Origin of the sequence: Gloeothece verrucosa PCC 7822 (genome assembly GCF_000147335.1) — a bacterium.
GTDB classification, from domain to species: Bacteria; Cyanobacteriota; Cyanobacteriia; order Cyanobacteriales; family Microcystaceae; genus Gloeothece; species Gloeothece verrucosa.
This window is the reverse complement of record NC_014501.1, coordinates 2,839,978-2,864,446: the sequence shown is the minus strand read 5'-3', so window position 1 is coordinate 2,864,446 and position 24,469 is coordinate 2,839,978. Positions and strand designations below refer to the sequence as shown.

The following is a 24,469-nucleotide window of genomic DNA, read 5'->3' as shown; positions in this document are numbered from 1 at the left end:
TTTTTGGCAAGCTTCAGTTTTTCGTTTATTTATGTTTAGAGTATTATTCTTGACAAATTACAGATTATCTTTATACTTAAGACAAAATTAAAAATATTATTATTTGATCCACCATTCTGAGAAAATAAAATCCCTTAAACCATGATCAAAAAAATTCATCAATGGTTAATTACTTACCCTGAAAAAATCTCTAAAAATCAGATGAGTTTTTGGTTGAGCTTGAGCTTAACTTTTGCCGCTAGTTATGCCTTTTTGGCGTTACAAGAAGCATTTAGTTCAGCTTATGTGGCTCAGGATGACGCTCGTCAGCACGTCTTTTGGATGAGACGGTTTTTAGACCCGGATTTGTTTCCTCATGATTTGATTGCCGATTATTTTCAGTCAGTTGCGCCACTAGGATACAGTTTCTTTTATCGAGCCGCAACCCTGTTTCATATCGATCCAATGTTGTTTAATAAACTGTTGCCTCTGTTTTTAGGACTAATTACCAGTGCCTACTGTTTTGGGGTAACCCTGCAAATTTTGCCGGTGCCATTGGCCGGCTTTTTCGTGACAGTGTTGTTCAATCAAAATATATGGCTCAAAGATGATTTAGTTACCGCTACCCCGAGAGCTTTTTTTTATCCTCTATTCATGGCTTTTTTATATTATTTGTTGCGGCGCTCTTTTTGGCCAACTTTAGCCATGATCGCCCTTCAAGGTCTTTTTTACCCCCATTGTATGTTAATCTCGGCAGGAATTCTACTGATTCGATTATTGGATTGGGAAAATGGTCAATGGCGGTTATCGGCTGATCGCAGAGATTATCAGTTTTGTGCGGCTGGATTAGGACTTACCTTTTTGATCTTATTGCCTTTTGCCTTAGCGACTTCTGAATATGACCCGGTAATTACAGTACAACAAGCTAGGCAAATGTTAGAGTTTGCGGCTAAGGGTCGCACTTCCTTTTTTGAAGCTGATCCGGCCCGATTTTGGCTGTATCATGAGCGTAGCGGCATGATTCCGGATATCTGGCGGCCTTCTCTACTACTGGTCGGATTAATTTTACCCTTGCTTCTTCGTTTGCGTCGTGTGCTTCCTCTGGGCGAGCAAGTGAGAAAAACGGTCTATCTATTGCCTCAAATTATTTTAGTTTCTCTGGGTTTGTTTTTTTTAGCTCACGCGGTTCTGTTTAAGCTACATCTGCCAAGCCGCTATACTCATAATACTTTTCGTATTGTTTTAGCTATCGCGGCGGGTATTGTTCTGACTTTGTTAATTGATGCGCTTCTTCGATGGAGTCTCCGTTGGGGAAGGTCTTCACTATCCCCTCAACAGGGTTTAGCTTTGGGGTTAAGTTTATATTTGATCATCACTTTGGTTTTAGCACCGACTACTTTTAAAAAGTTTCCTAAAACTGGGTACAAAGTAGGAGAATTGCCGACCCTTTATCAATTTTTTGCCCAACAGCCGAAAGATTCTCTGATTGCCTCTTTGGAAGAAGAAGCGAGTAATTTACCTAGTTTTGCTCAACGTTCAGTTTTAGTAGCTCCAGAATATGCTATTCCCTATAATTTGGGCTATTACCGCCGGTTTCGAGAGCGTGTTGTGGATTTGATTAAAGCGCAGTTTAGTCCGAATTTGACAGAGGTGAAACAATTTATTGAAAAATATGGGATTGATTTTTGGTTGATTAATCCTTCATCCTTGAAAGCGGATTTTGTGGCTAATAATAAATGGTTGAATCAGTACCAACCTATCACAGGAGAAACTCTAGAAATGCTTAATCAGGGACAAATTCCGGCTTTAACGACAATGGATGAGCGTTGTAGGGTTTTTGAGGTGAATGATTTAGTGGTACTGAAAGCAGCTTGTATTCTAGACCAAGAGAAGCGGCTAAGTAGTCGGACACCGATTAAAGTTAACTGTGAGGTTAGGGTGTAGGGTGTAGGGTGTAGGGTGTAGGGTGTAGGGTGTAGGGTGTAGGGTGTGGGCGTTTTACAATTCTTAATACATAGAGCTTTATTTATGTCCAGGTACTTAGTTAATTAATTATAATGATAAAAAAAAGATTCTGTTTTATTCAGACAGAATCAAAAACAATATTTACTCTTAATTGAGAAAAATACTAACAAATAATTAAAGTAAACATAATGCTGTTTTACTTTTCTTGTTTGTTAGCCAGTTTGCGCTTGAAGAAACCGCCAAAACCTAAAGCGGTACCTACACCTAAGAGGGTTAAAGGTTCCGGCACAGCGAAAGCGGTCAAGTTAGCCGACCAAGAGCGAACAGTAATTGAGCGATTTGAACTGGCAAGGAATTGATTAAACTGAGCCAAATTGCCAATATTTCCTACAGGATTGGTGACTCGAACAGGGAAAGTGATTTCCGCGCCAAAGGTTCCAATTCCTTCGTATTGAGAACTACCTTGCTTAAATAGCCCTGTTACCCCAAAGGAAACATTAACGCCGTTGAGGCTTGGAGTGTAGGTAATGCTGTTAATACTATTGAGATCGAAGGTAGTGGAGATCGGGAGGTTTATCTTCAAGAAGTTAGTAATGACCGGTGGAGGAAAAGGAGGAAGGTCTTTAATTGTGCCTATGGCAAAAGGAATCGGAGCAGGGTCGTAGCTACTAAATATTCCATTAGCATCAGTAACAACGAACTGACCTGTTCCGGCAGGGTTAGTTCCACCAAAATTAGCAAAGTTCAGAGTGGTGATATAATTGCCACTGGGGTCTTTGAGCCCAGTAGAGACGGCAGTTACAGGTGCGCCACCCAGGGATATACTTCCAACAACAGTTGCTGCCTGGGCTGATGTAGTAGTTCCAACTATGCTAGTGGCGGCAACCCCTACAGCCCCAAATAGAACTATTGTACTCGAAAGATTAAAATTCACGCTTTCATTCTCCATTTGGATAGGTAAATTTATTTAAATCTTATTATTACAGGCAAATGTATATTTTAATGTTAGTTTTATTTAAAATACTCTATTTTTGCGATTTAAAATTCATAAATCCTTGAAATAGAGCCTAACTAAGAGTTAATTAATTATAAAAAAGATGGGTCTGCCTTATTTAAACAGACCAATGAACAGTATCTGGTTTGATTGTACTATAACTACTTAAGTAAGCTAGACAACAATAAACAAGCTTGATGAGAGCGGGATTTATATTACATCTATCTTTGTCTTACAAAGAACGAGTATTTTTCCCGCTCCAACATCGATAAAGCTATTTTTTTAAGTTAGACTACTTAGAAAAACCTTTAAATGGTTAATAGTAAAGATAACGTTATTGCTTATTTTTCTTGTTTGTTAGCCAGTTTGCGCTTGAAGAAACCGCCAAAGCCTAAAGCCGCACCAGCACCTAACATGGTCAAGGGTTCAGGAACATCCGTTAAGTTAGCAGACCAAGATTGAATAGTAATTGAAGCACCTTGAGTTTTCAAGAATTTTTCAAACTGAGCTTTATTGCTAATTCCATTAACGGGGAAAGTGATTTCCGCGCCAAAGGTTCCAAATCCTTTGTGTTTAATACCTTGGTTATATAGAAATAGCCCTGTTACCCCAAAGGAAACATTAACGCCGTTGTTAGTATAAGTATAGGCAACGCTGTCGATGCTCTGTAGATCAAAGCTAGTACCGGGTAATTGGAGGAAGTTAGCTACTGTTGTACCGATCGGTGCAGGGAAAGGAGGAACGTCTTTAATGGTACCGACGGTAAAAGGAAGGGGATCATAAGCACTGAAGATTCCGTCACCAGCAGTAACCAGGAACTGACCTGTTCCTACAGGGTTAGGACCAGAGCCGAATTTACCAAAGTCAAAAGTGGTAATGTAATTACCACTGGGGTCTTGCAGTCCAGTAGCTACCGCCGTTACAGGCGCACCAGAGATAGATAAAACTCCTGCCTGGGCTGATGTGGGAGTTCCAATTACGCTAGTGGCGGCAATCCCTACAGCCCCGAATAGAGCTATTGTACTTGAAAGATTAAAATTCACGCTTTCATTCTCCATTTGGATAGGTAAATTTATTGATAGCTCATTATTACAGGCGCATATATATTTTAAGGTTAGTTTTATTTAAAATACGCTATTTTTGAGATTTAAAATCTATAAATCCTTGAATTAGAGCCTAACTAACAGTTAATTAATTATATAAAAGATGGGTCTGACTTATTTAAAAAAACCAATGAAGAGTATCGGGTTTGATTTTACTATAACCATTTATAGCAGAAGTCAGGAGTCAGAAGGGAAAAGCTTATTGCTATTAAGTTTGAAGTTTAAAAGATGTCCTAAGCACAGGAGCGGTTGCTATAAGTAAGCTAGACAACAATAAACAAGCTTGATGAGAGCGGGATTTATATTACATCTATCTTTGTCTTACAAAGAACGAGTATTTTTCCCGCTCCAACATCGATAAAGCTATTTTTTTAAGTTAGACTACTTAGAAAAACCTTTAAATGGTTAATAGTAAAGATAACGTTATTGCTTATTTTTCTTGTTTGTTAGCCAGTTTGCGCTTGAAGAAACCGCCAAAGCCTAAAGCGGTACTTACACCTAAGAGGGTTAAAGGTTCCGGCACAGAAGCGGTCAAGTTAGCCGACCAAGAGCGAACAGTAATTGAGCGATTTGAACTGGCAAGGAATTGATTAAACTGAGCCAAATTGCGAATATTTCCTACAGGATTGGTGACTCGAACAGGGAAAGTGATTTCCGCGCCAAAGGTTCCCACTCCTTGGTATTGAGAACTACCTTGCTTAAATATCCCTGTTACCCCAAAGGAAACATTAACGCCGTTGCCGCTTGGAGTGTAGGTAACGCTGTTAATACCATTGAGATCGAAGGTAGTGGATTTCGGGAGGTTTAACTTCAAGAAGTTAGTAATGGCCGTGACCGGCGTAGGAAAAGGAGGAAGGTCTTTAATTGTGCCTATGGCAAAAGGAATCGGAGCAGGGTCGTAGCTACTAAATATTCCATCCGCATCAGTAACAACGAACTGACCTGTTCCGGCAGGGTTAGTTCCACCAAAATTAGCAAAGTTCAGAGTGGTGATATAATTGCCACTGGGGTCTTTGAGCCCAGTAGATACGGCAGTTACAGGTGCGCCACCCAGGGATATACTTCCAACAACAGTTGCTGCCTGGGCTGATGTAGTAGTTCCAACTATGCTAGTGGCGGCAACCCCTACAGCGCCAAATAGAGCTATTGTACTTGAAAGATTAAAATTCACGCCTTCATTCTCCATTTGGATAGGTAAATTTATTGATAGCTCATTATTACAGGCGCATATATATTTTAAGGTTAGTTTTATTTAAAACACTCTATTTTTGAACTCTAAAATTCATAAATCCTTGAAATAGAGCCTAACTAACAGTTAATTAATTATAAAAAAGATGGGTCTGCCTTATTTAAACAGACCAATGAACAGTATCTGGTTTGATTTTACTATAACCACTCAAGTAAGCTAGACAACAATAAACAAGCTTGATGAGAGCGGGATTTATATTACACCTATCTTTGTCTTACAAAGAACGAGTATTTTTCCCGCTCCAACATCGATAAAGCTATTTTTTTAAGTTAGACTACTTAGAAAAACCTTTAAATGGTTAATAGTAAAGATAACGTTATTGCTTATTTTTCTTGTTTGTTAGCCAGTTTGCGCTTGAAGAAACCGCCAAAGCCTAAAGCCGCACCAGCACCTAACATGGTCAAGGGTTCAGGAACAGCCGTTAAGTTAGCAGACCAAGATTGAATAGTAATTGAAGCCCCAGGTGTTGCCAAGAATTGCTGAAACTGAGCCGCATTGTTAATTCCTGAAACGGGGAAAGTGATTTCCGCGCCAAAGGTTCCAAATCCTTGGTATTGAGAACTACCTTGGTTAAATAGCCCTGTTACCCCAAAGGAAACATTAACGCCGTTGTTAGTATAAGTATAGGCAACGCTGTTGATGCTCTGTAGATCAAAGGTAGTACCTGGTAATTGGAGGAAGTTAGCTACTGTTGTACCGATCGGCGCAGGGAAAGGAGGAACGTCTTTAATAGTACCGACGGTAAAAGGAAGGGGCTCATAAGCGCTAAAGATTCCTTCACCAGAAGTAACCAGGAACTGACCTGTTCCTACAGTGTTACCACCACCGAAATTACGAAAGTCAAAAGTGGTAATGTAATTACCATTGGGGTCTTGCAGTCCAGTAGCTACTGCGGTTACAGGCGCACCAGAAATAGATATATTGCCGACAACTGCTGCTTGGGCTGAACCTGCTGTGCCAACCATCCCGGTAGCAACAATTCCGACAGCACCTAATAAACCTAATGTAGTAGATAAATTAAAAGTCATGTTTTTGTCCTCTGTTAATGTGAGCAAATGTCCTTAAAAATAATTATTGCAAGCCCATGTATATTTTCATGTTCGTTTTATGTTTTTATTATGTATAACTTTAAAAAAATTTTTCTTTTACGATCAATTACCGGATTTACATCTTCATACAATCTTCACAGAATTCAAACTGATTGGGTAAAATTCTAATCTATCTTATGATAAAATTTTAGAACATCTATCTTAAGATGATTAGATCACTAAATTTTGCTTGATTAAAAACAATAGCCAATCAATCACTTAATTATTTCAACCTAGCTCCGCCTATCCAGGCTTATGCAGAGCGGAATTATTATCTTAAGCTATAGTTTCAAAAAATCATTTCCTGATTATCTTTCCTTTAACTGTACCCAACGATTAAAGGTATTCATGCTCGAAGAAATTACTAAATTAATAATCAAGTAAGTTCCCATAACCACTAAGATCATTTCTACTGCCCTGCCGCTCTTTTCTGCAACGGTATAAGAAACAGCGTAGATATCTTTGTATAAAGTCGCACTCGCTAAACTAGAATTTTTGGCTAAATTGAGAAATTCACTCGTTAAGGGAGGAATTATAACCCGCAACGCTTGAGGAAAAATCACCAACTGCATTACTAATGAGGGTTTTAAGCCTAGCGCAAGAGCGGCTTCCCGTTGTCCTTTATCCACAGACTGAATCCCCGCTCGCACAACCTCTGCAATAAAAGCGGCTGTATAAAAGGTTAAACCCATTAAAATACTCGCAAATTCGGGGGATAAAGTCAATCCATGCTCAATTAAACCTAATTTTGCATTTAATTGGGGTTTTTGCCAATCTAGCCCGATCATCAAAGCCCATAAAGAAGCGATGATAATGGCACTAAAAATGACGACAAAAATTGAGCGCGTTTTCCCCTGTTGAACCCTTAATTGAGTATGCCAATGCCATAATTTAACTGAACTAACAACACTTAAAAGTAAAAATCCCGCAAATAACCAAGATAAAAAATTACCCGATGGCCAAGGGATAGCTAGACCTCGGTTACTCAGAAAAATCCCCTCAAATAAAATCAAGGGATTATTAATTTTCGGAAATTTTAAGAATACCGCCGTATACCAAAAAAATAATTGTAGCAATAAAGGAGTATTGCGAAAGATTTCTACATAAACAGTAGCAATGTATCTGACTAACCAATTACTTGATAACCGACTTATCCCTAAAATAACACCTAAGATAGATGCTAAAATAATTCCGAATACTAGGACTTTTAAAGAGTTAATCAACCCCACTAAGAGTGCTACTATAATTGGATCAGTTGGTTTGTAAGGGATAGGGGCATTACCAATACTAAATCCTGCGGGTCGCCTGGAATCAAAGATAAAATCAAAACCAAAACGCAGATGCAATCGTTGAAAGTTATTAACTAAATTATTGGCTAAAAAAAATCCAATGGCTAAGACAACCAAAACCACGAGGGTCTGTCCTAGTAGGCTTAAAAAACGGGTATCACGCCAAAAAGGAGTTTTTTCTTGATTAGTCATTAGTCGTTAGTCGTTAGTCATTAGGCTTCTTGCACCATTCACGAGTTTAGATAAAAAAGGCACTCATGCAAAATAATTGAGAGAAAAATTAATTATGCAAGAACTATATTGGCCTTTTTCCCTTCGGGTTTCCCCTTCCCCGGTTTTCTGTTGTTTTTACCTAAAAGGAGGAGAGTACAACAAACCGCCATTAGTCCAGAGTCGATTTGGGCCTCGTTCTAATCCTAGTGGTTTACCAATGTTACGCTCATAAATTTCGCCATAGTTTCCTACGTGCTTGATCACCCGCGCCGCAAAATCATTGGGCAGTCCCATATCCTGGCCTAACGTGCCTTCTAAACCTAGAAAACGCCGAACATTTGGGTCTTGAGACTTGTCAAAGTTGGCTATATTTTTAGAATTAATGCCCAATTCTTCCCCTTCAATCACCGCATAAGTGATCCATTTAACGGTATCAAACCATTTTGAATCCCCGTCTGCCACCAGAGTCCCTAAAGGTTCTTTCGACATTACGACATCTAAGACAATATGGTCTTGAGGTTTTGGTAACACCGAACGTCTAGCTACCAGTTGAGAACGATCTGAAGTAATCCCTTCACAACGTCCTTCTTGATAAGCCGCATAAAGTTGATCCACATCATCGGAAGCTACAGGCGTGTATGCTGTTACACCTCGTTTACGCATTTGATCGGCTAGATTTTGTTCGGTGGTGGTTCCCGAAAGCACACAAATGGATTTTCCTTTTAAGTCTTCTAACTTAGTAATGCCACTGGCTTTAGTGACCATCATCCCTTGACCATCATAAAAGGTGGTGGGGCCAAATTCCATCCCCGTCGAAGTATCGCGGCTCAGAGTCCAGGTGGTATTACGGTTGAGGATGTCTACTTCCCCGGATTGTACAGCCGTAAAGCGTTGCTCGGCCGTCAGTTTGCGAAATTCGACTTTATTGGGGTCATCAAATAAAGCCGCCGCTACGGCGCGACACATATCTACATCTAACCCCTCAAATTGTCCCTTTTCATCGACAAAACTAAAACCCGGCACTTCTCCATTGACACCACAGATCAATGTTCCTCTAGCTTTAATGGTATCTAAGCGGCTGGTTTCCCCATTGGCAGGACTTGCTTGTGTATTAGAATTTCCTGCGTTATTAGTTCCCTCTCCACAAGCGGTTAAGGAAGTGACTAGGAGTATAACGGCAACTAATAAGTAACGCGGATGAGGCATAGACAAATTTCTTGAGAGATTAATAATAATTAAGAATTATCTTTTTGTTTTTGAGTAGGGTCTATGGCGGACTCTTGTCTATCAAAATACAAAGTGACTAAATATAGCTAAACCTTGCCTATATTAACACGCCTAGTCAAATCCTCACTCAATTTTCTTTGGGTCTTATGGTAAAAAATTTTTCCAGTAGCAAAATCCGAAATTTTCGCCAGTTCATTTGCATCAGTAACCTACACCATACCTTCTGGTTGGTGTAGGACTGGCTTTGTTAGTATTCATTAGTCCTGAGCGATCAAGATCACCGTAATATTATCAGAACCTCCTCCCTCTTTAGCCGCTTCTATCAGTTCTTTAGCGATGTCTTGAAAAGATTTTCCCGAGTTAAGGATCTCAGCAATTAATTCATCTGAGACTTCTTCTGTCAATCCATCACTACATAACAACAACGTATCACCGGTTTGCACATCCATCGGAAAAACATCTACCTGTCGTAAATCTTTTCTTCCTAAACATTGGAAAAGAACGTGTCGCCAGGGATGAACTTTTGCCTGATCTCGGGTTATATCACCCATTTTTAAAGCACGGGCGACCCAGGTGTGATCTTCAGAGACTTGTTGTAACTCCGACTTGCGAAACAGATAAAGGCGCGAATCTCCAATGTGAGCATACCAACTCTCATCTTTACGAAAAGCCACCACGACGGCGGTGGTTCCCATGTCCCCCCGTTCAGGATGATCAGATTGGTCTTCTAAAATTCCTTCATTGGCTTGTTGGAGTGCTTCTTGTAGGAGTTGTTCGCAAGGAATTTCGCTATCCCAATGTTCTGCTAGATAAGCTTGTATGCGCTTAGTAGCAATTTGGCTGGCTTCTTGTCCCCCTGCATGGCCTCCCATCCCATCGGCTACTATGAAAAAACGCCCCTCAGGATCTATATAGTAGCTATCCTGATTGACCGAGCGGATCAATCCTGGATCAGTAAGCCCTGTAGAGCGAAGATTCTTCATTTGTATGCTAATATCCACCACTTTACAATTGTCTTGGCATTAGAACATTCGATCTAGGCGATCGAGTTGTCTGAGTAGGCGAAACAGTGCCCAAGCAGGAAAGATTGCCACCAGCAGAACAACTACTGCTATTGTCACATATTGATGAACAAAAAGCAGAGTCGCCGAGATCATTAAGGAGCATATAAATAAAGTATAATTAGTTCCCAATTGAATTGCACTCAAACGCCGAAAAGTTCGCTCAGATTCGAGTGAGCGCACTCGTACTCGAATGTCTCCTCGCTCTAATTTATCAAGGGTATCCTCAAGTCGTCGAGGCAATCCTAGGGCTGTATTGCTCATTTGGGCGGCTTGTCGTCCGAGTTCATCTAAAATGCTACTGCTGTAGTTTCCGGCATCATTAGTCATAAGCTGTATGGCAAAGGGTTGTGCCACCTCCATAAAGTTAAAATCGGGGTCTAATCCTTTTCCTACTCCCTCTAAGGTAGAAAATGCCCGCATAACAAAAGTAAAAGTAGCTGGAAAACGAAAAGGCTGATCGTAGGCAATTTCATAAAGATCCTCGCTGATGGCAGCCACTGATTGGTCCTCAAAGGGTTTATCCATAAAGTTATCCAGCATATACTGGACAGAGCGCCGTACAGGTCCCATATCATTAGTGGGGGCCAAAGCTCCTAGCGCAATCAAAGAATTAACTACCCGTTCGGCATTTTTTTCCGCAATTCCGAAGAGGGTTTCCATTAAATCCTCACGAATATTGCTGGTAATTTTGCCCATCATCCCGAAGTCATAGAAAATTAACGCTCCGTCAGGACTTACAGCAATATTACCCGGATGGGGATCGGCATGAAAAAACCCATCATTGAGCAATTGTTGTAAATAAGCTTTTGCGCCCAGTCTAGCCAAGAGTTTACGGTCTAAACCAGCCGCTTCTATGGCTTCATAATGACTAATTTTAATGCCGGGTAGATATTCTAACGTCAATACTTGGGGTGAAGTATAACGCCAATAAACCCGAGGGACTTTAACCCAGTCAGCCGCACGAAAATTCCGCCGAAAGGTATCCGCATTGCGCCCTTCATTGAGATAATCGGTTTCTAGCCAAAGAATACGACAGCATTCTGCATAAATTCCTAGCCAGTCTCTTCCTCTTCCCCATTTAGGATGATTCTGAAAATACTGAGCAATTCGTTTGAGAATGTCTAAATCGATGGTAAAAAGCTTTTTCAGCCCAGGACGCTGAACTTTAACCACCACTTCTTCTCCGCTATGCAGTTGGGCCTTATGAACTTGACCTAAACTCGCTGCGGCTATCGGAGAAGGATCAAAACTGCGGAACAGTTTAGAAATCGGTTTGCCTAAATCCGCTTTAATAATTTTTTCAACTTGTTCATAAGTAAAGGCGGGAACTTGGTCTTGTAGTTTGGATAATTCTTCTACATATTCCGACGGAAACAAATCGGCCCTTGTCGAGAAGAGTTGACCGACTTTAATAAAGGTTGGGCCTAACTCTAATAAGCTTTCTCGAATCCAAACCGCTTGCTTTTTTCGTCTGTCGGTAAATTTTTCTTCGGTGTAGCCACCGATATAACTCCACTTTTTCCCGTTAAGCGTGAGTTTGAGCAGCAACAGCAACACAAACCGCCAAATGTCAAATCGACGGCGATTTACTGAGTAATTTTCCCGATTCCATCGATAGGAACTTTTAGCGGCTTCTGGGCGCATCACACTGGCTGTAGTCACGGTAGAAGTAGAATATCCAAAAGAGTTGTTGGCGTTTTCAGAAAGGGCAGTCACTCGAATTTTTTGATTCTATGTTTACTAAAGACAGGTTACAACAAACATTCAGCCAGAAATTTAGGTAGATCAGTGGCCAGATCAAACAGACTGATCCCGATAATTTTTTAACTCGGCTTTTAATCGGGCAATATCTGCTCGCAGTTCGTCAATTATCTCTTGTAAATCTCCTTGAGAATTGCTGTATCCTGCGTAATTCCCCTCTGTGTATGGCGTTTGCTCTGCTTGTTTGTCGGCTCTTAATTGAACTTCTTCGATGAGTTGACGCAGATTTTCCCGCGTTTGAGCATCAAATTTTCCCACTTCGCTTAAAGCGTTAGTAAAAGCTTCTTCAACTTTCTCGGTGAGAACTTCGGCTAAGGCTCTACCAAAAAAAAAGGCGTGAATGACCGGGTTGCTCATAGCAATTTTTCTTAATACTACTTCACATTTGATTTTACCTGAAAATTTACAAAGCGTCTCTCGAACTATGGGCTAAAACTCGGGTCAGGGGAAGGGAAAGATGAGTGATGACCCATGACTAAAGACTAATGACTAAATATTAATCCCGATCTCTTTTAATCCTTCTGTGAGTTTTTGAGCTTCTTGAGGACGATTTTGGGCTTCATGAAGCGTTACAGCTACCTTAAAGGTTTCTATACTTTCTGGAACGGCCCCGATTTTGAAAAGCACAATGCCTAAATTTTGATAGGCCCAAGCATAATCAGGCGCAATGGCAATAGCTCGCTTATAAGCGGCGATCGCATCCGGCAGTTTTCCCATCGCTTTGAGCGTCATGCCTAGATTGTAATAACCCACCGCAAAGCTAGGATCAATATTAATGGCGGTTTGATAGGCTTTAAGCGCGGCCTTTAAGTCTCCCATCGACAATAATAAACTGCCGCTATTATTGTAAGCTCCGATTTTTAATTGAGGTAAGATGGGCTGACTGATCGCTTTTTCATAATGCTTAGCGGCTACTTCTAATTTGTTTTGACGACTATAAGCATTGGCTAAATGATAATGTAATTCAAATAAAACTTGTTCGCTTCCCTTGTTGGATTTTAAACCCTGTTTTAAAAGCTTTATTCCTTCTTTTTCTTGACCGATTTGTAAATATAATGCTCCCAATTTACTACAGACATAAGGATCATTGGGATGGTTAGCTAAAAAACTTTCCATAGCTTTTTTAGCTCTATTGGCTTTATCTAAACTGGCAATTATTTCAGGTTTATAACCCGAATGAAAAATGGCAACTTCTCCAATCTCAAGGATTTGCCAATGTTTTTCTATTTTTAATAATTTTTCTACACTATCATCAATAATCGCATGATAGGGGCGATCAAATTTAATCGCTGGATGCCGACGAAATAAACGAGAAATTAAAGAATAAGGCGATTGACTTGCCCCGATTTCTTGCCGAATTAAATTCACCACTAAACTATTTTGATGGCTAATGGCCTGTTGAAGCTGATTAACAATTTTAGGGTTTAACACTTCATCAGCATCTAAAACTAACACCCATTCTCCGGTTACATATTTTAAAGCTTCATTTCGGGCGGCTGAAAAATCATTACACCAGTCAAAATAAAACACTTTAGCCCCAAAGTTTTGAGCTATTTCAACAGTTTTATCGGTGGAACCTGTGTCTAAAATGATTATTTCATCTACAACATCTTTAACACTACTCAAGCATGGCGGCAGAGAAGCTTCTTCATTTTTAACTATCATGCAAAGTGTCAGTTTAGTCATGGGTTATTAGTCATTAGTTATTAGTTATTAGTGATTAGTTATTAGTTAGCTCAGGGCAAGCTTTTGTCTATTCTCTATTTTCTCAACAAATATCCCACACTCAATAAAAGTGTGGGGTTTTTTACAGGGAAGCAGAATGTAAGGGACAAGGGTCATCCCGAAGCCCCACATCAGCTAACGAATATATTCTTTCAAAATGCTATTACGATTAGGATGGCGTAATTTACGTAAAGCTTTAGCTTCAATTTGACGGATTCTTTCCCGAGTGACATTAAAAATTTGTCCGATTTCCTCTAAGGTTTTCATCCGTCCATCATCTAATCCATAACGTAATCTCAATACATCTCTTTCACGAGGACTGAGGGTATCGAGAACGTTTTCTAAATCCTCTCGTAATAAATTTTTAGAGACTTCATCTTCAGGGGTTTCCCCGTCTGCTTCGATGAAGTCTCCTAAGCGTGAATCCTCTTCTTTTCCAATGGGAGTCTCTAGAGAGATGGGTAACTGGGCTGATTTGGCTATAAATCGCAGTTTTTCGATGGTCATTTCCATGCGAGTCGCGATTTCTTCCTCGGTTGGTTTACGCCGCATTTCTTGAGACAGTATTTTAGTGGTCTTTTTAATGCGGGAAATGGTTTCGTACAAATGTACTGGCAGTCGAATCGTCCGAGATTGATCGGCGATGGCCCGAGTAATGGCCTGACGAATCCACCAGGTGGCATAAGTGGAAAACTTATACCCTTTTTCATGATCAAATTTTTCGGCGGCCCGAATTAACCCTAGAGATCCTTCTTGAATTAAATCTTGGAAGGATAAGCCACGATTCATATATTTTTTGGCAATGGACACTACCAGACGCAGGTTAGACTGCACCATTTTGTCTTTTGCCCTTCGCCCCAAATATAATCGGCGCTGAAAAGCAGGTAATTCCATACCTACCTGTTGGGCCCATTCTTTATCACTAGGATATCGACCTAAATTCCGGCGTAATTTTTCCCGAAGCCGCTCTAACTCTAATAAATCAGCGATTTTACGAGCTAGTTCGATTTCCTCTTCGGCCCTCAAAAGCCGAATACGGCCTATTTCTTGTAAATAAATGCGAATAGAGTCCTCGGTGTAGGGCTTTTTCTTCCCTGCATCTCGACGGCGAGTAGCACTGAGTTTTCGTGTTTTTTTACCGTTCTCTTCTACTACTGCCTCTTCTAGTTCCTCTTCGCCGGTTTCGTCAATATCATCGATGAAAGCGAAAGCGTCCCAATCCATTTGAGGCTCAGTAATGGTTGCGAGTACGTCATTGGCCTGCGTCATGCCGTTTTCCTCTTGCTCCTTATCGTCAAACTAGAAGAATGAGTCTAATTGAATATAGTTTGGTTGGTTTGATCCGTGCTGCTTCAATTGTCTTAGTTATTTTTTTGACTCAGCTTAAATGATGCTTACATGACAGATTATGTCACCAAAGCAATCGACAGGTGAGTCATTTTTGGCATCTAGATAATTGAAGACTTTTCCGATTGTAGCCTCGTTTACAACAAATTGGTTGAGGCTTTTGTGAAAATTGCAATGTATCAAGGTCGAATAATTGCCGATAGCTGTTGTCGGTCGATATTTCCATATTAGCTGATCTTCAATAGAGACAACCAAAAACTCTCGTAAGTTAGTTGACAATAACTCATTTATCCTTACCCCATCTCCTCTAAAAAACTTTGCTTGTTACTCTATTTGTAGAGTAGGCATTGCACCATAACTACTACAATTAGGGTTTTAAACCTCATGAACCGGCAATTTTCCAGGGATTGGGTTAGAGAGGGAAATCCAATTAGAGCTTAAGGGGGAATTGATCACCTAGTCGGTACTGAAATGAGCGGCGTTATAGCGGCTTACACCATCAACAATCTGATCGGCAACGCTATCACACCAATAACTTCAGTCACAAGCTCCACTTGAAAATCATTCGTTATTGTAATGAATTTCATTTAATAATTGCAGCCCTAATTTCATAAAAATTCATTCCCTAGCTAGGGGAGTTTTACAGTACATAAGTTCTGAACCCGAGATGGGTTCTCTGCTTACTAACTTAACAACAATTCTCAATGGCTGAGAAATATTAAGCTAATCATCTGTTGTTGACTTTTCAGGTTCTCGCTGTTAACTTTCGTTGCCAAAAGTCGTTCACGCTTACAAATTGATAACCTTTGTCTAACAATTGGGGAATTAAATTAGCGGTGGTAGCAGTGACATCCCTTCCTCCATAATAACCATCATGTAAAACAATCAGCGACCCCCCTTTAACTTGGGCCATCGTTCGCTGACAGACTAGAGAAATTCCTGGACACAGCCAATCTTCAGGGACTACTGTCCACATAACAACTCGATAGTCCCATTCTTGCAGTTGTCGTAAAATAGCGGGAGTGAATAAACCATTAGGCGGCCTGACATCCCGTATTTTTTTAGGTTCTATTTGAATGGCATCAGCAATTAGCTCTCGGGTAATCCGCAAACTGTTTTTAAGTTCATTTGTATTTAATCGAGGAAAGGATTGATGGGTATAGCCATGTAATCCAATCCAATGACCTCTTAGAAAGACTTCTTTGGCAAGCTCTGGGTTTCTTTGAACACAAACTCCTAACCAAAAAAAACTGGCTTGAATTTGGTATTGCTCCAAAACGGCTAATAATTTTGGAGTATATTGAGGGTCAGGCCCGTCATCGAAAGTTAAAGCAATCGCCCCTTCATCAGTTGGCCCATGCCAAAGACAGTTGGGAAACAGAGGATTGAGAAGGCGATAAATTACTGGATAGACAGGAGCCAACTGCACAAGTTTTTTTCCTTTAAACTAGATAGGGTTAACCCGGCTAGACAGACTCTTATATATCATATTAAGCCATCAGCAATACATTTTATTCATAAAATTCAGTGGAAATTAACAAAACGTAAAATATTGGGCCGCTCCCTGTGGAGGCCACAACCAAAAAATCGGCTTAATTTCTGCCATACTAAAGAGAATGTTACAAATTGTAAAATTTAAAAGTATGGCTGAATGGATTGCAAATTTAATGGAATCTCTGGGCTACATGGGGATAGCTTTATTAATGTTTCTCGAAAACCTGTTTCCACCGATTCCCTCGGAGCTAATTATGCCTTTAGCAGGGTTTACCGCCGCTCAGGGTAAAATGCAGTTAATTCCCGCTATCGCCGCCGGGGTAATTGGTACGATTTTGGGAGCTTTTCCTTGGTACTATCTCGGGGTTGTTTTTGATGAACAGCGCTTAGAAAAATTAGCTGATCGCTATGGGAAATGGATTACAGTTTCTGCCACCGATGTTAAAAAAGCGAATAGTTGGTTTACTCGTCATGGAAGCAAAGCCGTATTTTTTGGTCGCTTAGTCCCTGGAATTCGCACCATTATTTCTTTGCCAGCAGGCATGAATAATATGCCTTTAATTCCTTTTGTTCTTTACTCGACTTTAGGCACTTTATTATGGGTATTATTTTTAACGATCGCTGGCTATCAATTAGGGGATAAATATGAGATAGTAGAGCAATATATAGACCCGATTTCTAAAATTGCACTGTTGAGTGTAATCATCTTTTTTATCATTTGGATTGTTAAAAAGAATTTTCGCGCTAAAACTTAAAATATCTCACCAATTTAGGATGATAAATTAATACTTTAAAAGGGAAAGAAGGAACAGGAAACCAAGAAAATTAAAAAGTTTAAAGGTCAGCAATAACTGATTGTCAAAAATTTTAGCCGGGGTTGGGTTTCGTTCCTCTTCCTAATTCCCTTACCAAACAAAAGGAATAAGCTTATATTTTACCTTCATTTTATAATCTTCATATCCTTCCAATTCGGTGACTAACATTTGTTCTTCTCCTCTGATTCTGACTATCAGCAACAATGACATTAATACACCGATGAGAAGACCATAGAGAGAACCCAGTAACATCGGGGTCCCTAAAAACAGACAAATTGCGCCAAGATACATAGGATGTCTCACAAAACCATACAGGCCTGTTGAAACCACTTTTTGATGTCGTTCGCTTTGGATTCTCACCAAGGGCGATAAAAAGGTATTATCAGTAAATGAGCGATATAAAAAGAAAAAAGAGCTTAATAATACCAGTCCACCGAAAATTTTTAAGCCGTTGGGAAAAGCAGGACTCCATTCATATCTTTTAGCATCTAAAGGCATAATAAAAAACCAAGCCCAAAATCCGATGGCAAGTAAATAGACCACATATTTATCCCAGGTTTTTTGATTGCCGCTTCCGGGTTTTCTAAACCTTTCCACCAGTAACGCCGGATCGTGACGATACAGATAAATAAAGCTCGAAACAGATACTATAATCAACCCAAGATCAAAAATCCAGCCTTCCACCCATCCCCAATCGCCTGACAGAAATAGAATTAATAGCGGACCGATTATCAGATAGATAATTGAAGCAATAATTTGACCGCTTGTCAGTTGTTCTTTTTCCCCTAGCATAACTTTACACAGAGCTATGATTTATGTCCAGGTACTTACTTGACTAATTTCACAGTAAAGATTAATCAGAAAATTTAACAGAGCCGCTCACTAGATTTATGAGAGCAATTCTTGTGGTATAATAACAAAAGGCTTTTGTCATATCACGGATTTTTAGGCCAAGTAAAGCTAAAGGTACTTCCTTGGCCCTCTTGGGAAGCTAAAATAATATTTCCGCCTTGGATTTCGACAATTTTTTTAACAATTGATAAACCAATTCCTGTACTTTCTTTTGTCTCTCGAGTTTTTACAGTTTGAAAGATAGCAAATATTTTTTGCTGATATTGTGCCGGAATTCCTTGTCCATCATCACTGACAAAAAATTGATAAAAGTTTTTTTGTTCTTGAACAGAAATTTCCAGCTTACCATCAAGGCGACCATGATGTTTAATTCCATTGCTAATTAAATTAGTCAACACTTGACTGAGGAGAACTTTTTGAGTAGTTACAGTGGGCATTGAAGAAGCAACATTTATGGTAAAACTTGGAGGAGGACTCAGAGAATCAATAATATCGTCCAACAAATTTTTTACATTGACATCCTCTATTGTCTCTTCAGTTCTGCCGATGCGAGAATATTCTAATAAACTATCAATTAAATTGTTCATACGATAAACTCGTTGCCGCAATAATTCCAATTGTGCTTGATTTTCTTGAGGCAATACATCCTCTAAATCTTCTTGTATCCATTGAGAAAGATTAGCAATGGCTCTCAGAGGTGCTTTAAGGTCATGAGAAACAACATAAGCAAACTGATCTAATTCTTGATTACGCTTTTGTAAAAGTTCAGCCGTCTGAGTCAACGCCTCATTTAATTGAGTTAATTCTTGCGCTCTTTCTTGTAACATCAGATTCGCTTCTTTTTGCTCAGTAATATCCACACAAGAGCCAATATAACCGGCAAAAATTCCTTCAGGCGTAAACAAAGGTTTACCTCGATCAAAAACCCAACGATACTCTCCATCAGCACGCCTGAGACGATATTCCATTTGAAACTCAATTCTTTGCTCAAATGCTGATAAATAAGTTTGTAAACAAGAGTCAAAATCTTCAGGATGAACCCCTTCAGTCCATCCATTGCCAATTTCTTGCTCTAAAGTACGTCCCGTAAAATTTAACCAAACTTGATTAAAAAAGTGACATGATCTATCTGTTCCTGACATCCAAATTAAAACCGGGGCACTATCGGCCATCGTCCGAAATCTGGCTTCACTTTCTCGCAAAGCTTGTTCAATGTATTTTAATTCTGTAATATTTACCGAGGCCCCAGTTAACCCGATAATTTGTCCTTCGCAATTCTTCAGAGGTTCCAGGGTCAAATCAAAATAGATTTCTTGGTCTTGCCAATTGATTTTAACTTCTTTTCGTTGCCCAACTCCACTATCAAGCACTGCCGTTTTAACTTCGCTCAAAGCCTGGGCATTTTCCGCTCCAAATAAATCCTCATCTGTTTTGCCTATAACCTCGCTAATTTGATAGTTAAAAGTAAAATTATAAATCCAAGTGTATTTTAATTCTCGGTCTTGATTAAATAAAGCAATCGGGGCACTTTTAAGCGCGATCCGCAACCTTTCTTCACTCTTCCGTAAACGCGCCTCATTCTCTTCTCGAATCAGTTGCTGATTTTTACTTTCAGTAATATCTCGAAAATAAACAGAAACGCCTTCTGATGCCGGATAAACATCGAGCAGAAACCAACGAGATAAACGAGCATAAAACGTTTCAAATGTCAGGGAAACTTGCTCATTGATAGCTTGTTGTAACTGTTGATAAAACGGGTGATTAATGGCTTGTGGAAATAACTCCCAGATATTATTACCGAGTAACTGTTCTCGAGAGATATCAACCATCAAAGCGGCTTGTCTATTGACATAAGTAAACCGCCACTGAGAATCAAAAGCTACAAAACCCTCCGTAATTCTTTCGAGAATATCAATAGTCTGTTGACGCGCTGTCTCAGCTTGTGCCCTTAATTTCTGCTCTTTTTGAGTAGCTTGTTGGCGTAGTTGAGCCATTTTCAAGTTAGCTTCAATGCGGACTAAAAGTTCTCTAGCACTAAAAGGTTTGACTAAATAATCATCGGCTCCTGCTTCTAGCGCTTCGACTAAATATTCTTCCCCTGCGCGGGCAGACAGTAAAATAATGGGTAACTCCTGAGTTAAAGGATTACTGCGTAGTTGTTGCAGCAACTCAAACCCATTTAGCTGCGGCATCATCACATCAGTCAGCACTAAATCTGGGGGATGACGACGAATCGCTTCTAGGGCCGCCATTCCATCTCCAACCGCTTCTACTTGGTAAAGTTTGTTTAAGAGACGCTTGACATATTCCCGCATATCGGCATTATCATCGGCGAGAATAATACGGGCGTTAGGAGTGGTGAGGCGAACCGATGAGGGAGTATCAGTAGCGACATCTGGAGTTTGGGGCAACCAACTTAAAGCTTCTTCCACAAAAACCGCCGTCGTTGGCGAAGTAGCCGGAAAAGGACAGGCTAATCCGATTTGCTCTGGCGGCAGATGACGCGAACCTGTGGGCAGATAAATCCTAAAACAAGTGCCTTGAGCGGGAATGCTGTTTACTTCAATGGTTCCGCCATGCAGATGAACTAACTCTTGTACCAAGGAGAGTCCAATGCCCGAACCCTCATAAGTGCGGCTGGGTGCCCCTTGTATTCGGTAAAATCGGTCAAATAAATAGGGAATTTCTGCCTCAGCAATGCCTATGCCGGTATCTTGAATTTCAAATTTAACGCGATCACCTGCCCAGGTTAAAGAAACCTTTATTTCTCCTTCAAAAGTAAACTTAAAGGCATTGGAAAGTAAATTAAGGACAATCTTTTCCCACATTTGATGATCAACATAGACAGGTTGAGGCAAAGGAGGGCAATGAACCACGAGCCGCATACCGGACTGTTCAATAGCTGAACGAAAGACACTTGCCAACTCTTGAGTAAAAGTCCCTAAATCAGTGGGTTGATAAAAAGCGCGTATGCGTCCGGCTTCGAGGCGAGAGAATTCTAGAAAAGTATTGACCAATTTTTGTAAACGCAGTACATTGCGTTGAGCCATGACTAATGAGGCGCGAGTGCTTGGGGCTAAGGGTGACTCAGTTTGATGTAAAACTTCTTCAAGCGGCCCTTGAATGAGGGTGAGAGGCGTGCGTAACTCATGACTAATATTGCTAAAAAATACGGTTTTTGCTCGGTCTAATTCGGCTAAGGCTTCAGCCCGCTTGCGTTCTTCTTCATAAGCGCGGCAATTAGTCATGGCTAAAGCAATATGATTGACAATCAACTCAAAAAATTGACGATAATGCTCATCTAGTTCTCGTCTGGGGCTAATTCCCACCACCATTACTCCTACAGACTGCTTTTGTGCCGGTAGGATAATCGGTAAGATGAGGGCACTATCGGGAGACTCTCCCCAAGGTTCGCCAGGTAAACTCGGCCATTGTTGTTGAAGATGATTAATAATTTGTATTTCGCCGCTTTTGACGGCTTTAACCATCGGTTCAAGGGAAGCCACAGGCTTATTGAGATTAATATTGACAAGAAAGGGCAAATCAGATAGATGATTTTCTAATCTTACAGAGTTGACTAATTTCGCTCTGTGATTGGTGTGATCTAACTCGTAAAAAAGGGCAAAAGGAACATCGGCGGCATTATTAACCAGGGTAGCGGCGACGACGGAACAAGTTTCTTGAGGGGTTTTGGCTTCAGCCAGATGAGTCGCAATTGCTGCAAGGGTTTGCTGTCGTCGTCCTTGAATAACTCGTTGAGTCGTTTCATTCACCGCGTTAAAAATACCGGCAACTTCCCCTGATTCATCGAGTACAGGGGTATAAGAAAAGGTAAAATAGCACTCTTCTAGATATCCATGACGATTTAAAAGCAATAATTGATCGTCTGACCAACTGGCTTCTCCGGTCAGTCTTACCCTATCCAATCGAGGTCCGGCAAAATCCCATACTTCAGACCAACAATCTTGACCTCGCTGACCTAAACCTTTGGGGTGTTTACTACCGAGAATAGGGCGATAAGCATCATTATAAAATTGAATATAATCGGGACCCCATAAAATTTGGATCGGGAATCTAGAAGCTAACATAATACTGACGACCGTTTTTAAGCAAAGCGGCCATTGATTTATGGGGCCGAGGGGAGTTAAGGACCAGTCAAAGGCTTTTATGAGTGTCCCCATTTCCCCACCAGAGGTAAATATATCCTCATTAACAGTCTTATTAACAGACATTAGGCAAAATTTTTTCGCTTCGAAAAACTTTTTTAGCCAAAATATAAACAAATTTTAGCTTATTTTAATTAAATCCGGAGTAAGTTTCTACTAACTGACTGACTCTTGTCGGCAAACTGACGCTAAAAGTAGAGCCAACGGCAACTTCACTGTTTACGCTAATACTTCCTCCCATCATTTCACAAAAACGCTGACAAATTGATAATCCTAAGCCGGTTCCGCCGTACTTTTTCGTTGTGGAACTATCAGCCTGTACAAAAGGTTGAAAAATCTTGTTCATTTGTTCTGTAGTCATGCCGATGCCGGTATCAGATATAGAAAAAATGACCCAATCTGAAGATGCACTAATGTCACTAACAGTGGCCTGAGTAGGGGGTGAAGCGTAACCGTTAATCTGATTCATTTTCGGGGATTGATTTCCATTGGTTTGAGGAGAAGATTCTGCTGTTATTAAATGATCTTTTTCTTGACGAGTTACTGTCAAAATAATTTGTCCATGATCAGTAAATTTAGCCGCATTACTCAGGAGATTTAATAAGATCTGCTTGACTCTTTTGCGGTCAGCTACCATAGCACCAAGAGCATTGCTCAATTTCACTTCTAGAGTATTATTATTTTTTTTGATCAAAGGTTGAATAGTATTTTTAACCTCGTTAATTAACACCGGCAGATCAAAGGTTTCTGGATAAAGAGTCATTTTGCCGGCTTCAATTTTAGAAATATCGAGAATATCCTCAATTAAAGACAGTAAATGAAGACCCGATTGATGAATTTGCTTTAGGTCATCAATAAACTCTATATAGCCCTCTTCTTCAGCATCTTCTAGCAATAGCTGACTTAAGCCGAGAATCCCATTTAAGGGCGTGCGTAACTCATGGCTCATACTGGCCAGAAAAGCACTTTTAGCATGGTTAGCCGCTTCGGCGGCTTCTTTAGCCTGTTGCCATTGGGCCTGGGCTAATTTGTTTTTGGTAATGTCGCGGATGAGAGTGAGTACCTCTTTTCGACCACTCACCATAATTCGGGCTTCATAATAATGTTTTTTATCTTTGAGCAATTGTTCATACTCAAAAATTTGTAGTTCATCATTAATGAGAGCATTATGGGTATAGTAAAGTAATAACTCAGCGATGGATGGGGCAAAGACCTCTTGGACAGTTTTCCCAATAATCTCTTCAAAATTAGCGGGCAAGGAATTTTCTTTAAGACTTTTATATTTACAATCTAGCACAATTCCTTGTTGATTTAACAACAGAATTAAATCCGGAATGGCATTGAGCAAAGCTCGATTTTTTCCCTCACTTTGTCGTAACTGTTCTGCCCGATGCTGAATGCCGTCAATTAAATTTCTCAACTGAAACGTCATACTATTAAAAGAATCAGCTAAGACAGCCAGTTCGTCATTGGTATTAATGGAGATGGTTTGACTTAAATCTCCCCCCGCTAAACGTTGTGTTGCTCCTGTCATTTGTTTTAACGGTTCTGTGATCGAGCGGCTTAAGAGCAAAGAAATGAAAGTCCCGATCAAAGCGGCGGCTAGGGCTACAGCAATTCCTTGGTCTCGCACAGCATTCATTTTCGCTTTTAATGGTTCAGTGGATAGCCCTACACTCACAGCCCCCACTGTTTGATGTCCCAAAAAAACGGCTTTCCCTGCTATTAATCGATCTTGTTGCCAGAAAAACTGTATATGTGGACTTTTGACGAGTTGTTGCCCAAAAGCATTGGGTTTAACGCCATAGGTTAAAATGCCTGCATGATGAGCATCCGCCAAAATCCGGCCATCTTTGTCATAAACATAGCCAGCGACTAAAACCTTATCTTCTCCGAGTTCTCCCATTAATTCCTTGAGAAAAGAAACATCTAAAAAATAAAGGGGATCGGCACTGGTTACCACTAAGGTATTTAATAAAATTTCAGCTTGCTGTTGGAGTTCTGCCTGAAAGGTTTCTTGCTGACGACGAAGGGATAAAAGGGTAACACTGGTTATAGCAAAAATGACTAAAGTCGTCATAGCTATAGTCAGGCGCGTGGCAAGAGAACCGTTTCTAGGATTTCGTTTCCTCATAGAA

Annotated in this window: 17 protein-coding genes; 2 read left to right on the top strand and 15 right to left on the bottom strand. The window is 40.2% G+C overall.

Annotation, left to right across the window (positions count from 1 at the left end):
* Window positions 1-141: 141 nt before the first annotated feature.
* Window positions 142-1,923 (top strand): hypothetical protein, encoded by a 1,782-nt coding sequence (locus CYAN7822_RS12505; RefSeq protein WP_013322639.1) that lies wholly within the window; start codon window positions 142-144, stop codon window positions 1,921-1,923.
* A 217-nt stretch (window positions 1,924-2,140) separates the two neighbouring features.
* Here CYAN7822_RS12505 and CYAN7822_RS12500 read toward each other — a convergent pair whose 3' ends face one another.
* The 12 genes from CYAN7822_RS12500 to CYAN7822_RS12445 form a co-directional block, all read right to left on the bottom strand.
* Window positions 2,141-2,878, bottom strand: a complete 738-nt coding sequence (locus CYAN7822_RS12500) for a PEP-CTERM sorting domain-containing protein (RefSeq protein WP_245602738.1) — start codon at window positions 2,876-2,878, stop codon at window positions 2,141-2,143.
* A gap of 401 nt (window positions 2,879-3,279) precedes the next feature.
* Window positions 3,280-3,996 (bottom strand): PEP-CTERM sorting domain-containing protein, encoded by a 717-nt coding sequence (locus CYAN7822_RS36820; RefSeq protein WP_013322637.1) that lies wholly within the window; start codon window positions 3,994-3,996, stop codon window positions 3,280-3,282.
* Between the two features lie 475 nt (window positions 3,997-4,471).
* Complete coding sequence (locus CYAN7822_RS36815; RefSeq protein ID WP_245602736.1) at window positions 4,472-5,212, bottom strand: PEP-CTERM sorting domain-containing protein; 741 nt, start codon at window positions 5,210-5,212, stop codon at window positions 4,472-4,474.
* 401 nt (window positions 5,213-5,613) lie between these two features.
* Window positions 5,614-6,318, bottom strand: a complete 705-nt coding sequence (locus CYAN7822_RS36810) for a PEP-CTERM sorting domain-containing protein (RefSeq protein WP_013322635.1) — start codon at window positions 6,316-6,318, stop codon at window positions 5,614-5,616.
* A 368-nt stretch (window positions 6,319-6,686) separates the two neighbouring features.
* Window positions 6,687-7,859: an amino acid ABC transporter permease gene (locus CYAN7822_RS12480; RefSeq protein WP_013322634.1), complete on the bottom strand. Its 1,173-nt coding sequence runs from the start codon at window positions 7,857-7,859 to the stop codon at window positions 6,687-6,689.
* Window positions 7,860-8,015: 156 nt separating this feature from the next.
* Window positions 8,016-9,086 carry an amino acid ABC transporter substrate-binding protein gene (locus CYAN7822_RS12475; protein WP_013322633.1) on the bottom strand — a complete coding sequence of 357 codons (1,071 nt, stop codon included), beginning with the start codon at window positions 9,084-9,086 and terminating at the stop codon, window positions 8,016-8,018.
* Between the two features lie 278 nt (window positions 9,087-9,364).
* Window positions 9,365-10,090 carry a Stp1/IreP family PP2C-type Ser/Thr phosphatase gene (locus CYAN7822_RS12470; RefSeq protein WP_013322632.1) on the bottom strand — a complete coding sequence of 242 codons (726 nt, stop codon included), beginning with the start codon at window positions 10,088-10,090 and terminating at the stop codon, window positions 9,365-9,367.
* 39 nt (window positions 10,091-10,129) lie between these two features.
* Entirely contained in the window at window positions 10,130-11,815 is a 1,686-nt protein-coding gene (locus CYAN7822_RS12465) for an ABC1 kinase family protein (protein ID WP_425365341.1), read from the bottom strand.
* 153 nt (window positions 11,816-11,968) lie between these two features.
* Window positions 11,969-12,289, bottom strand: a complete 321-nt coding sequence (locus CYAN7822_RS12460) for a DUF6825 family protein (protein ID WP_013322630.1) — start codon at window positions 12,287-12,289, stop codon at window positions 11,969-11,971.
* A 132-nt stretch (window positions 12,290-12,421) separates the two neighbouring features.
* Entirely contained in the window at window positions 12,422-13,618 is a 1,197-nt protein-coding gene (locus tag CYAN7822_RS12455; RefSeq protein ID WP_013322629.1) for a glycosyltransferase, read from the bottom strand.
* Between the two features lie 174 nt (window positions 13,619-13,792).
* On the bottom strand, window positions 13,793-14,926 hold the full coding sequence (gene rpoD, locus CYAN7822_RS12450; protein WP_013322628.1) for an RNA polymerase sigma factor RpoD: 1,134 nt from the start codon (window positions 14,924-14,926) through the stop codon (window positions 13,793-13,795).
* An 823-nt stretch (window positions 14,927-15,749) separates the two neighbouring features.
* Window positions 15,750-16,433, bottom strand: a complete 684-nt coding sequence (locus CYAN7822_RS12445; RefSeq protein WP_013322627.1) for a polysaccharide deacetylase family protein — start codon at window positions 16,431-16,433, stop codon at window positions 15,750-15,752.
* A 214-nt stretch (window positions 16,434-16,647) separates the two neighbouring features.
* On the opposite strand from CYAN7822_RS12445, the gene CYAN7822_RS12440 reads away from it, so the two are divergent.
* Window positions 16,648-17,253, top strand: coding sequence for a DedA family protein (locus tag CYAN7822_RS12440; protein ID WP_041933690.1), 606 nt, complete (start codon window positions 16,648-16,650; stop codon window positions 17,251-17,253).
* A 150-nt stretch (window positions 17,254-17,403) separates the two neighbouring features.
* Here CYAN7822_RS12440 and CYAN7822_RS12435 read toward each other — a convergent pair whose 3' ends face one another.
* The 3 genes from CYAN7822_RS12435 to CYAN7822_RS35670 form a co-directional block, all read right to left on the bottom strand.
* Window positions 17,404-18,105: a methyltransferase family protein gene (locus CYAN7822_RS12435; protein WP_013322625.1), complete on the bottom strand. Its 702-nt coding sequence runs from the start codon at window positions 18,103-18,105 to the stop codon at window positions 17,404-17,406.
* 143 nt (window positions 18,106-18,248) lie between these two features.
* Entirely contained in the window at window positions 18,249-22,397 is a 4,149-nt protein-coding gene (locus CYAN7822_RS12430; RefSeq protein WP_013322624.1) for an ATP-binding protein, read from the bottom strand.
* Between the two features lie 64 nt (window positions 22,398-22,461).
* Window positions 22,462-24,465 (bottom strand): sensor histidine kinase, encoded by a 2,004-nt coding sequence (locus tag CYAN7822_RS35670; RefSeq protein WP_013322623.1) that lies wholly within the window; start codon window positions 24,463-24,465, stop codon window positions 22,462-22,464.
* Window positions 24,466-24,469 lie beyond the last annotated feature (4 nt).

Coding starts and splice junctions, on each gene's coding strand:
- CYAN7822_RS12505 (WP_013322639.1), top strand. CDS start 142: ATGATCAAAAAAATTCATCAATGGTTAATTACTTACCCTGAAAAAATC.
- CYAN7822_RS36820 (WP_013322637.1), bottom strand. CDS start 3,996: ATGGAGAATGAAAGCGTGAATTTTAATCTTTCAAGTACAATAGCTCTA.
- CYAN7822_RS36810 (WP_013322635.1), bottom strand. CDS start 6,318: ATGACTTTTAATTTATCTACTACATTAGGTTTATTAGGTGCTGTCGGA.
- CYAN7822_RS12480 (WP_013322634.1), bottom strand. CDS start 7,859: ATGACTAATCAAGAAAAAACTCCTTTTTGGCGTGATACCCGTTTTTTA.
- CYAN7822_RS12475 (WP_013322633.1), bottom strand. CDS start 9,086: ATGCCTCATCCGCGTTACTTATTAGTTGCCGTTATACTCCTAGTCACT.
- CYAN7822_RS12470 (WP_013322632.1), bottom strand. CDS start 10,090: ATGAAGAATCTTCGCTCTACAGGGCTTACTGATCCAGGATTGATCCGC.
- CYAN7822_RS12465 (WP_425365341.1), bottom strand. CDS start 11,815: ATGCGCCCAGAAGCCGCTAAAAGTTCCTATCGATGGAATCGGGAAAAT.
- CYAN7822_RS12460 (WP_013322630.1), bottom strand. CDS start 12,289: ATGAGCAACCCGGTCATTCACGCCTTTTTTTTTGGTAGAGCCTTAGCC.
- CYAN7822_RS12455 (WP_013322629.1), bottom strand. CDS start 13,618: ATGACTAAACTGACACTTTGCATGATAGTTAAAAATGAAGAAGCTTCT.
- rpoD (WP_013322628.1), bottom strand. CDS start 14,926: ATGACGCAGGCCAATGACGTACTCGCAACCATTACTGAGCCTCAAATG.
- CYAN7822_RS12440 (WP_041933690.1), top strand. CDS start 16,648: ATGGCTGAATGGATTGCAAATTTAATGGAATCTCTGGGCTACATGGGG.
- CYAN7822_RS12435 (WP_013322625.1), bottom strand. CDS start 18,105: ATGCTAGGGGAAAAAGAACAACTGACAAGCGGTCAAATTATTGCTTCA.
- CYAN7822_RS12430 (WP_013322624.1), bottom strand. CDS start 22,397: ATGTCTGTTAATAAGACTGTTAATGAGGATATATTTACCTCTGGTGGG.
- CYAN7822_RS35670 (WP_013322623.1), bottom strand. CDS start 24,465: ATGAGGAAACGAAATCCTAGAAACGGTTCTCTTGCCACGCGCCTGACT.